Consider the following 9153-nt stretch of genomic DNA (forward strand, 5'->3'; position numbering starts at 1 on the left):
CCCCCTTATTAAACTGAAATATTTTTTGTTACAGTTATGTTTAAAAAAAATTAGCGTCCATCTGACAGAAAATACGGTTGTCCTTTATTCAAGCAGAAAAACTAATTATTATTAATTTCATCAATAATATCTTTGATTGTCACACCTTTTAAATAGTTTAAAAAGTGTTGTTCCGCATTGTGGCAAACGCGGATGAGTATATTGGACAGGTTTCTGCCTATCGGACAATTCTCATTGGAATCAGGGCATTTCGGCACAAGCGTTTCTTCACTGGTGATTTTAAAAATTTTATCTAACGTTATATGTTCAGGCGGATCGTTTAAAGTGAAGCCGCCTTTTGCCCCTTCTTTAGAAGTAATAATATTTTCTTTCCGCAATATGCTTAAAATTTTTCTTAATCTTGCCGGATGGACTGAAACACTTTGGGCAATGTCTTCGCTGGTCACTCGTTGGTTTTGCTTTTTGGCCAGATAAGCAACGCAGTGAACAGCAATCGAAAAATCGCTATTCATAATGAACCTTCCTCCTAACTGTAATAATAATGATTACAGTTCATGTTGTCAATCATTATTTTTCATCCGTATATTACAGACGGTATTGCAAAACTGGCGCAAAAGTGCGAAGTGAGCATAAGGAGGCAACATAACAGATGCAGTGCCACCGATCATCTGTTATCATATTCCAATTTTCCATTTATTTATAATACCCTTGCAACCGTTAAACCATCGCCAATCGGGACAATGATAGATTCTAATTTTGGGTGTTTGGCCACGAACTCATTAAACTCTCTCAGAAAAACAGCCTTCTTTTCTTGATGGTTCCTGTCCGCCACTTTTCCTTTCCATAATACGTTATCCGCAGTAATTAACACTCCTTTAAAAATAAAGCATCCGCTAGTTTGGCGAGAATTTATTGTCTATTTCGAGGCAAAAAGTTAAGTTTTAAGAAGATTCCTTCCTTCTCTCTTCAAAAAAAATAATTAAAATAGAAACAAGGAAAAGAATCAGCCCTATACCTATGAAAATCAAGCCGATTAAAGAAACTCCCATTCCTTCAAATCCTTTAATTGTATTTAATGGTCAAGTCCAAATTATTGTGTAAATTCCCCTTTGATAGACAACATGGACCTGATGACTTGACGTATGGTAGGTAAGACCGGCAAGTCCCCCTGCCGGTCGCCTTCCCGGACAAATGATCATGTTGTCAAGGAACAGGCGTGTCAAGGAGCTTTCGCGGCATATCCTCGCTTCGCTCCGGTATTCCACGTTCTCCTTGACACGGCGTAGAGGTTATCCCACTCTCTTGATCGCCGGAGCCACCTGATTCACCGATCGGACTCCTTGCTCTTTCGTTTTCCGCCACTGCCAATATTCAGCCATATCCAAGTATTTGCGCCCTGACATCCATTTTTCATCGATTTCGATCAACACGGCACCAACGAGGCGATACACCGATTCCCGGTTCGGAAAGATGCGGATGACCCGTTCTCTGCGGCGAATTTCTTCGTTCAGCCGTTCCACTCCGTTGGTCGTGCGCAGACGCCGCCGATAACGGTCCGGATAGTCCAATACGGCGGTGGCGTCTTCGAATCCCTCTTCGAGGATTTGCATGGCTTTTGGGACTTTTTCTTCCCATTTGGCCAGCACTTGTTCCAATAACAGCCGGGCCGTTTGCTTATTTGGAGCATGAAGAATCCCACGAATCTCCTCGAGCAAGGCATCCTGCATATACTTTGGTGCGGCGTCGAGGATATTGCGAATAAAATGTGTCTGGCATCGTTGCCATGTAGCGCCTTGGAAATGCTTTTCAATGGCTTGCACCAGCCCACCGTGCTGATCCGAGATGATCAAGTCCACTCCCCGGAGTCCCCGATCTTTCAGCCATCCGAAGAACTCGCTCCAGCTGGACTCCGATTCACTGTTTCCGATTTGCAGGCCAAGAATTTCCCGATATCCTTCCTCATTCACTCCTGTAGCGATCAACACGGCACTGGAGCGTACTCGTCCATCCTCCCGGACTTTCGTATAAATAGCATCTACTAGCACAAACGGATACACGTGTTCATGAAGGGAACGGTAATTCCAGTCTTGGATAATCGGATCCAGTCCCTTGCACAGTGAGGAGACCGTGGACTTGGAAAACGAAGTGCCGCATAATTCCTCCGTGATTTGAGTGATTTTTCGGGTAGACACCCCGTTTACCACCATTTCCATTAGTGCCAGTACCAGTGCTTGTTCGCTCCGTTGATACCGTTGGAACAGCTCCGTAGAGAACTCCCCATCTCTTGTCCGTGGAACGCGCAAGGTCAACCGTCCCACCCGGGTCGTCAGCTGGCGTGGATACGAACCGTTTCGATAGCCTTTTCGTTCTTCCGTTCGTTCATAACGGCGAGCTCCCAGCTGTTCTTCCACTTGTGCCTCGAGGATTTGATTGAGGACTTGTTCCAATAGCTTAGCTAATCCCTCATCTCTGGTGAATAACCCGTGCAAAAGTTCATCATTTAGGGTAATATGATATTGAGCCATGGTTGCATTCCTCCTTATGTTTGGTGTTTTTGGTCCACTGTTTATTCTACCAAAGGGGAAGCAACATGGCTCTTTTTCTATTTCTCTTTTTACACAATTATATGGACTTAACTTGAAATTGCTGTCGTAATATATCGTATTCCGTACGTGTCGATTTTTCGTTTCAATGCTAAATCGTAACAAAAGAAGTATTTTGATTTATTCATATCATCACACCCCTTGATTAATTGTTTAGAAGGGAAGCGGAATTAATCCGCTCCCGCTTCTCAATGGATATGTTATGTATGATATGTAAAGTAAAATAGTTATGTATTAATTATTTTGCCCTTGTCGCTCCTTTTTCGTTAGTTCGTCATGCTCTTTTTTAGCAATAATCGTTATATTGTTCCATTCGTAATCAGTCCCCTTGCCACCTATGCGGTGTACGACTGGAGCATATTCTCCAGCAAACCCACTTTCTATATACTTCCTGCAAATCTCAATGCCTAACTCTACAAGGTCAGGTCTATATTTTTTTAGATTTCTGATTATACTACTCCATTCACCAAGTAAAAATTTTACGTTTTCATATCCTTTTTTCTTGCCGGCTCTCACATACTTTGCATTAGAGCATGAATTTTTAAACTTGAAATAGAATAGCTTCATTATTAATCGTTTTCGGGCTGTTGTATCTAAATCATCTAACTTTATTCCACTAGCACTTTGGAAAATATTTTTAATTACTCTGTATCTACTTTTATCAATAGTGGTGCTCCTTCTCGAAAATAAATAATTCAAATATTGTATTTGTCTTTCTTTTGGTGCATCCCATATGTATCTTTTTGTACCTGTTATTTTCATACACTCATTACCCCTTTGCTTAATTTATTTTTTATCTCCTAAACTCCACCAACACTGACAACCAAACTGCCGCTACTCGTTCGGAAAATAATCACCCCCTTTCAATTGCCATGATAACGTGCATTATATAGGCAATTGATGTTGACATTCATATTGATTTTTGGTATGATTATGTTAGATTGGGTATTTGTGCGTTATTTTCAGTTGTCAAACTTTAGCATATCATATTCTATTATTCTCTTTCAATACATAAAATGTGACAATTTTGTGAACTTTTTTATGTAAAAATAAATCCGCTTCCAATAAACTGGATAGCGGATTTTTATTTTTTATAATCTCTCTTCAATGCTCGATACTTCAATATAAAAATCCTCGACATTCGGTTTCACTATTTCGTTATTTAAATACTGAAGTTCCAATTTCACATTCGCTACCGATAAATCATTTAGTTGGCTTTGTGCAATCATTTCCGCTTCTTGCTTGTTATTCGCTTTAATTTTTAAAGACACTGTGGTTTTCACGTCTGCAAGAATTAGATATTCTTTTGTTTCTAATGCTTTCATTTCCTTATCCCCTTTCGTCCTTTCTTTAATTTGCATACTTTAATGCTTCAAATACTTCCTCAAATTCTCTTTTCAATTCAAGAAGAAATGAAGCATCTCTCCCTTTCTCTTGTGCAATACGGATGTCACGATTGATATTTTGTAATTGCGCCCAAACCGCTGATTTTAATGTCGCAAGTTCCTTTTCCGTCACTTTAATTGTTTTCATTTACGCTACCGCCTTTCTGATTACGATTTGTTGTCCTGCATATTTGTCATCCAGTATAATTGGTTGACCGTTTAAATCTTCTACAGTAAATGAATTGTTCAGCTGTACAAGTTCCCCAATTTCGAGTTCAAGAAATGGTTGTCCGTTTAGAAAAACAAGTGTGCCGAAAGTTTCCATATTTGATTACCTCCTTCTTTTACTTGAAAACACATTTTCAATAGGTGAAAATGTTCGGTGTTTTTCAACTACATCATCAAAAAATAGATTGACGTAATGTTTAACCATTTCCATCGAGGTATGTCCTAAAACCGCTTGAAGTTCAAAGATTCCAGCGCCCGCTTCAACAGAAAGTCGTGCGAAGGTATGTCTGAATTTATGGCAAGTCGCATGGATACCACACTTCTTGCCATATGATTCAATTTGTGCCTGCATTTGACGTTTGGTTAAAGGAGTGTCATCAATTGAAACAAATAGATAATCATGATCTAATGTGCCACGAATTGCTAAATATTTTTTTAACTGCTCTTTCATTTGCTTCTGAATCGGTACATATCGTTGCCTATAACCTTTTGTATTTTGAATTAAGATTCGTGAACGTTGAAAATCTATATCGCCTAGTCGAATCCCGACACATTCGGATGCTCTTATTCCTGTTTCAAGTAAAAGCATCATCAACGTTAAATCCCTTACGCCAGTAAATGTTCTTAAATTTGGTTGCTTAAAGAGGATATGAATTTCTTCTTTTGTATAAGTCGGCACTGCTTTCTTTCGGTCTTTAAGTAACTTAATCTCATGAAAAGGATTTTGTTTTTTAGAAATGATTTTTTCTCGTTCAAGAAAGTTAAAAAACGCTCTTAATGCACGCAGCCGAGTATTGATCGTTACTGTTTTGCATTTCTTTTGATTCTTCATATACAGAATGACATTTTGTTTAATGATTTCAGGTGTCATTCTGTAAATGTTTACTTCAATTTCTTGTTCACGAAGAAGTTTGTAAAATACGGACATTTCATTTCGGTAGTATTGTATTGTTTGAGGGCGACAATTTCGTATTTCACAGTCTTCAAGAAATTTTTCCAGTGCTATTTGAAAATCAATAGCATCAGATTGGATAGAATTTGCGTGCATTTCAAAAATTTCATCAGGGGATAAATTATTGTTACGCCTTGCCAAAATATCACCCTTTCAGCAAGTCGTATGAGGAATATTGAATCAGATTTTTTAATGAGGAATCGTATGAGGATAAAATAAAAAAGGATTCCCGCATCTTGCAGGAATCCTTGATACATCAGTTTTTTCGATGCCGATGGTGGGAGTCGAACCCACACGGGCAAAGCCCACACGATTTTGAGTCGTGCGCGTCTGCCAATTCCGCCACATCGGCGTAAGCACATACGAAATTATAAAATATAAATGATATAAAGTCAAGCCTTATTTTTAAAATAAGAGAGTCAAACGGAAAGCGGACATAATTGCCTAACGTAAGATTTACAATTGCATACCTTCAATACCGCCATCCAAACACTAACCGCATATGGAGGCGGCACCCGGATTCGAACCGGGGATAAAGGTTTTGCAGACCTCTGCCTTACCACTTGGCTATGCCGCCATAAGAAAGCGGAAGACGGGACTCGAACCCGCGACCCCCACCTTGGCAAGGTGGTGTTCTACCACTGAACTACTTCCGCATGTGGCTGGGGTAGTTGGATTCGAACCAACGCATCACGGAGTCAAAGTCCGTTGCCTTACCGCTTGGCTATACCCCAAAAAAATAATATGCAGGAGAAAAGGCGACTAGTGGGAATCGAACCCACGCATGCCAGAGCCACAATCTGGTGCGTTAACCACTTCGCCATAGTCGCCATATAATGTCGAACATTATAATGGCAGGGGCAGTAGGAATCGAACCCACACCGGAGGTTTTGGAGACCTCTGTTCTACCATTAAACTATGCCCCTAAATGGAAAATGGAGGGGGACGGATTCGAACCGCCGAACCCAAAGGGAGCGGATTTACAGTCCGCCGCGTTTGGCCACTTCGCTACCCCTCCGTATTCATGGTGCCGACTGCAGGACTTGAACCCGCAACCTACTGATTACGATTCAGTTGCTCTACCAATTGAGCTAAGTCGGCACATGAAGTACGCTTCCTAAAGAATAAGTGTGGTGGCTCGGGACGGAATCGAACCGCCGACACAAGGATTTTCAGTCCTTTGCTCTACCGACTGAGCTACCGAGCCATTCTCTAAGAGCCTTTCAACTATGGCGGTCCCGACGGGACTCGAACCCGCGATCTCCTGCGTGACAGGCAGGCATGTTAACCACTACACTACGGGACCAATTTGGTTGCGGGGGCAGGATTTGAACCTGCGACCTTCGGGTTATGAGCCCGACGAGCTACCGGACTGCTCCACCCCGCGACGATAGAAAGTAATGTTTGTTGTTCTTAGAATTCTCTGCGTATTGAGGAAGTTTATTCATGGTGGAGGATGACGGGATCGAACCGCCGACCCCTTGCTTGTAAGGCAAGTGCTCTCCCAGCTGAGCTAATCCTCCACAAAAAGAAAGTGACCCGTACGGGATTCGAACCCGTGTTACCGCCGTGAAAGGGCGGTGTCTTAACCACTTGACCAACGGGCCATAGTGACTAATTAATGGCGGAGAGCAAGGGATTCGAACCCTTGAGGCGCTATTCACGCCTACACGATTTCCAATCGTGCTCCTTCGACCACTCGGACAGCTCTCCAAGATGGCTCCGCAGGCAGGATTCGAACCTGCGACCAATCGGTTAACAGCCGATTGCTCTACCACTGAGCTACTGCGGAATAATTGATGAAGGAACTGATTGTTTCTTTCTTAACAAACTCTTTATTGATTGGACAAGTATTATTATAATGACCAATATTATCATGTCAAGAGTTTTTTTACTAATTCATTCCCTCAAAACTAGATAACCGTCCATCTGGAAGAAACCGTTTAGCCAGGCGGCATTCTCCGTTGTTCGTGGTTAAGCCCTCGATCGATTAGTATCCGTCAGCTCCACGTGTCGCCACGCTTCCACCTCGGACCTATCGACCTCGTCATCTTCGAGGGATCTTACTCGCTTGACGCGATGGGAAATCTCATCTTGAGGGGGGCTTCACGCTTAGATGCTTTCAGCGCTTATCCCTTCCGCACATAGCTACCCAGCGGTGCCCCTGGCGGGACAACTGGTACACCAGCGGTGCGTCCATCCCGGTCCTCTCGTACTAAGGACAGCTCCTCTCAAATTTCCTGCGCCCGCGACGGATAGGGACCGAACTGTCTCACGACGTTCTGAACCCAGCTCGCGTACCGCTTTAATGGGCGAACAGCCCAACCCTTGGGACCGACTACAGCCCCAGGATGCGATGAGCCGACATCGAGGTGCCAAACCTCCCCGTCGATGTGGACTCTTGGGGGAGATCAGCCTGTTATCCCCGGGGTAGCTTTTATCCGTTGAGCGATGGCCCTTCCATGCGGAACCACCGGATCACTAAGCCCGACTTTCGTCCCTGCTCGACCTGTCTGTCTCGCAGTCAAGCTCCCTTCTGCCTTTGCACTCTCCGAATGATTTCCAACCATTCTGAGGGAACCTTTGGGCGCCTCCGTTACCTTTTGGGAGGCGACCGCCCCAGTCAAACTGCCCACCTGACACTGTCTCCCACCCCGCTAAGGGGTGCGGGTTAGAATTTCAATACCGCCAGGGTGGTATCCCACCGCCGCCTCCACCGAAGCTGGCGCTCCGGCTTCCCAGGCTCCCACCTATCCTGTACAAGCGATACCAAAATTCCATATCAGGCTGCAGTAAAGCTCCACGGGGTCTTTCCGTCCTGTCGCGGGTAACCTGCATCTTCACAGGTAGTATGATTTCACCGGGTCTCTCGTTGAGACAGTGCCCAAGTCGTTACACCTTTCGTGCGGGTCGGAACTTACCCGACAAGGAATTTCGCTACCTTAGGACCGTTATAGTTACGGCCGCCGTTTACTGGGGCTTCGGTTCGCACCTTCGCTTCCGCTAAGCGCTCCCCTTAACCTTCCAGCACCGGGCAGGTGTCAGCCCCTATACTTCGCCTTTCGGCTTCGCAGAGACCTGTGTTTTTGATAAACAGTCGCTTGGGCCTTTTCACTGCGGCTCCCTCAGGCTTGTGACCCAAGAGAGCACCCCTTCTCCCGAAGTTACGGGGTCATTTTGCCGAGTTCCTTAACGAGAGTTCTCCCGCGCACCTTAGGATTCTCTCCTCGCCTACCTGTGTCGGTTTGCGGTACGGGCACCTCTCACCTCGCTAGAGGCTTTTCTTGGCAGTGTAGGATCGGGGACTTCGGGACCAACGGTCCCTCGCCATCACGGCTCCGCCTTATTGCCAGACGGATTTGCCTATCTGGCGGCCTAACCGCTTGGACAGGCTATTCCAGCAGCCTGCTCGCCCTACCTTCCTGCGTCCCCCCATTGCTCCAACGGTGAGGAGGTGGTACAGGAATCTCTACCTGTTGCCCATCACCTACGCCTTTCGGCCTCGGCTTAGGTCCCGACTAACCCTGAGCGGACGAACCTTCCTCAGGAACCCTTAGGCTTTCGGTGCAGAGGATTCTCACCTCTGTTTTCGCTACTCACACCGGCATTCTCACTTCTAAGCGCTCCACGAGTCCTTCCGGTCTCGCTTCGGCGCACTTAGAACGCTCCCCTACCGATGACCGTTGGTCATCCCACAGCTTCGGTGGTACGTTTAGCCCCGGTACATTTTCGGCGCAGAGTCACTCGACCAGTGAGCTATTACGCACTCTTTAAATGATGGCTGCTTCTAAGCCAACATCCTGGTTGTCTGGGCAACTCCACATCCTTTTCCACTTAACGTACACTTTGGGACCTTAGCTGGTGGTCTGGGCTGTTTCCCTCTCGACTACGGATCTTATCACTCGCAGTCTGACTCCCAAGGATAAGTCATTGGCATTCGGAGTTTGACTGAGTTCGGTAACCCGATGAGGGCCCCTAGCTCAAT

The 9153-nt window shown here is 44.8% G+C and carries 8 protein-coding genes, 15 tRNA genes and 1 rRNA gene (1 of these 24 cut by a window edge); all 24 read right to left on the reverse strand.

Translation table 11 applies throughout. The features are described 5' to 3' along the window. Window positions 1-101: 101 nt before the first annotated feature. Window positions 102-512, reverse strand: a complete 411-nt coding sequence (locus AOT13_RS18885; RefSeq protein ID WP_013400190.1) for an RrF2 family transcriptional regulator — start codon at window positions 510-512, stop codon at window positions 102-104. 185 nt (window positions 513-697) lie between these two features. Continuing rightward, window positions 698-871: an O-methyltransferase gene (locus AOT13_RS19785; RefSeq protein ID WP_255210123.1), complete on the reverse strand. Its 174-nt coding sequence runs from the start codon at window positions 869-871 to the stop codon at window positions 698-700. A 418-nt stretch (window positions 872-1289) separates the two neighbouring features. Further along, window positions 1290-2525 carry an IS256 family transposase gene (locus AOT13_RS18890; RefSeq protein ID WP_003250680.1) on the reverse strand — a complete coding sequence of 412 codons (1236 nt, stop codon included), beginning with the start codon at window positions 2523-2525 and terminating at the stop codon, window positions 1290-1292. Window positions 2526-2837: 312 nt separating this feature from the next. Beyond that, window positions 2838-3365 carry a hypothetical protein gene (locus AOT13_RS18895; protein WP_013400168.1) on the reverse strand — a complete coding sequence of 176 codons (528 nt, stop codon included), beginning with the start codon at window positions 3363-3365 and terminating at the stop codon, window positions 2838-2840. Between the two features lie 329 nt (window positions 3366-3694). Then, complete coding sequence (locus AOT13_RS18900) at window positions 3695-3928, reverse strand: hypothetical protein (RefSeq protein ID WP_155267359.1); 234 nt, start codon at window positions 3926-3928, stop codon at window positions 3695-3697. Window positions 3929-3953: 25 nt separating this feature from the next. After that, entirely contained in the window at window positions 3954-4136 is a 183-nt protein-coding gene (locus AOT13_RS18905) for a hypothetical protein (RefSeq protein ID WP_042386283.1), read from the reverse strand. After that, window positions 4137-4313: a hypothetical protein gene (locus AOT13_RS20255; protein WP_155267360.1), complete on the reverse strand. Its 177-nt coding sequence runs from the start codon at window positions 4311-4313 to the stop codon at window positions 4137-4139. It abuts the gene before it with no gap. A 6-nt stretch (window positions 4314-4319) separates the two neighbouring features. After that, a complete protein-coding gene (locus AOT13_RS18910) occupies window positions 4320-5309 on the reverse strand; it encodes a tyrosine-type recombinase/integrase (protein WP_042386288.1) in 990 nt (329 codons plus the stop codon). A 128-nt stretch (window positions 5310-5437) separates the two neighbouring features. Next, window positions 5438-5520: transfer RNA gene (locus AOT13_RS18915), tRNA-Leu, on the reverse strand. Window positions 5521-5671: 151 nt separating this feature from the next. Beyond that, window positions 5672-5745 (reverse strand) — tRNA-Cys (locus tag AOT13_RS18920). A gap of 7 nt (window positions 5746-5752) precedes the next feature. Next, window positions 5753-5824: transfer RNA gene (locus AOT13_RS18925), tRNA-Gly, on the reverse strand. Window positions 5825-5827: 3 nt separating this feature from the next. Further along, window positions 5828-5902, reverse strand: a tRNA-Gln gene (locus AOT13_RS18930). A gap of 23 nt (window positions 5903-5925) precedes the next feature. Beyond that, window positions 5926-5998 (reverse strand) — tRNA-His (locus AOT13_RS18935). A gap of 22 nt (window positions 5999-6020) precedes the next feature. Continuing rightward, window positions 6021-6094, reverse strand: a tRNA-Trp gene (locus AOT13_RS18940). Window positions 6095-6104: 10 nt separating this feature from the next. Continuing rightward, window positions 6105-6186: transfer RNA gene (locus AOT13_RS18945), tRNA-Tyr, on the reverse strand. Between the two features lie 7 nt (window positions 6187-6193). Then, window positions 6194-6269 (reverse strand) — tRNA-Thr (locus tag AOT13_RS18950). A gap of 30 nt (window positions 6270-6299) precedes the next feature. After that, window positions 6300-6375 (reverse strand) — tRNA-Phe (locus tag AOT13_RS18955). A 23-nt stretch (window positions 6376-6398) separates the two neighbouring features. After that, window positions 6399-6474: transfer RNA gene (locus AOT13_RS18960), tRNA-Asp, on the reverse strand. Window positions 6475-6478: 4 nt separating this feature from the next. After that, a tRNA-Met gene (locus AOT13_RS18965) sits at window positions 6479-6555 on the reverse strand. Between the two features lie 60 nt (window positions 6556-6615). Then, a tRNA-Val gene (locus AOT13_RS18970) sits at window positions 6616-6691 on the reverse strand. A gap of 12 nt (window positions 6692-6703) precedes the next feature. After that, window positions 6704-6775: transfer RNA gene (locus AOT13_RS18975), tRNA-Glu, on the reverse strand. A 15-nt stretch (window positions 6776-6790) separates the two neighbouring features. Continuing rightward, window positions 6791-6881, reverse strand: a tRNA-Ser gene (locus AOT13_RS18980). Window positions 6882-6885: 4 nt separating this feature from the next. After that, window positions 6886-6960, reverse strand: a tRNA-Asn gene (locus tag AOT13_RS18985). A gap of 178 nt (window positions 6961-7138) precedes the next feature. Further along, window positions 7139-9153: ribosomal RNA gene (locus AOT13_RS18990) — 23S ribosomal RNA — on the reverse strand (it continues 915 nt past the right edge of the window).

It is taken from the genome of Parageobacillus thermoglucosidasius (assembly GCF_001295365.1).
Lineage (GTDB): Bacteria > Bacillota > Bacilli > Bacillales > Anoxybacillaceae > Parageobacillus > Parageobacillus thermoglucosidasius.

Excerpts from the sequence above, each read along its gene's own strand:
- AOT13_RS18885 (WP_013400190.1), bottom strand. The coding sequence starts at position 512 with ATGAATAGCGATTTTTCGATTGCTGTTCACTGCGTTGCTTATCTGGCC.
- AOT13_RS18890 (WP_003250680.1), bottom strand. The coding sequence starts at position 2,525 with ATGGCTCAATATCATATTACCCTAAATGATGAACTTTTGCACGGGTTA.
- AOT13_RS18895 (WP_013400168.1), bottom strand. The coding sequence starts at position 3,365 with ATGAAAATAACAGGTACAAAAAGATACATATGGGATGCACCAAAAGAA.
- AOT13_RS18900 (WP_155267359.1), bottom strand. The coding sequence starts at position 3,928 with ATGAAAGCATTAGAAACAAAAGAATATCTAATTCTTGCAGACGTGAAA.
- AOT13_RS18905 (WP_042386283.1), bottom strand. The coding sequence starts at position 4,136 with ATGAAAACAATTAAAGTGACGGAAAAGGAACTTGCGACATTAAAATCA.
- AOT13_RS20255 (WP_155267360.1), bottom strand. The coding sequence starts at position 4,313 with ATGGAAACTTTCGGCACACTTGTTTTTCTAAACGGACAACCATTTCTT.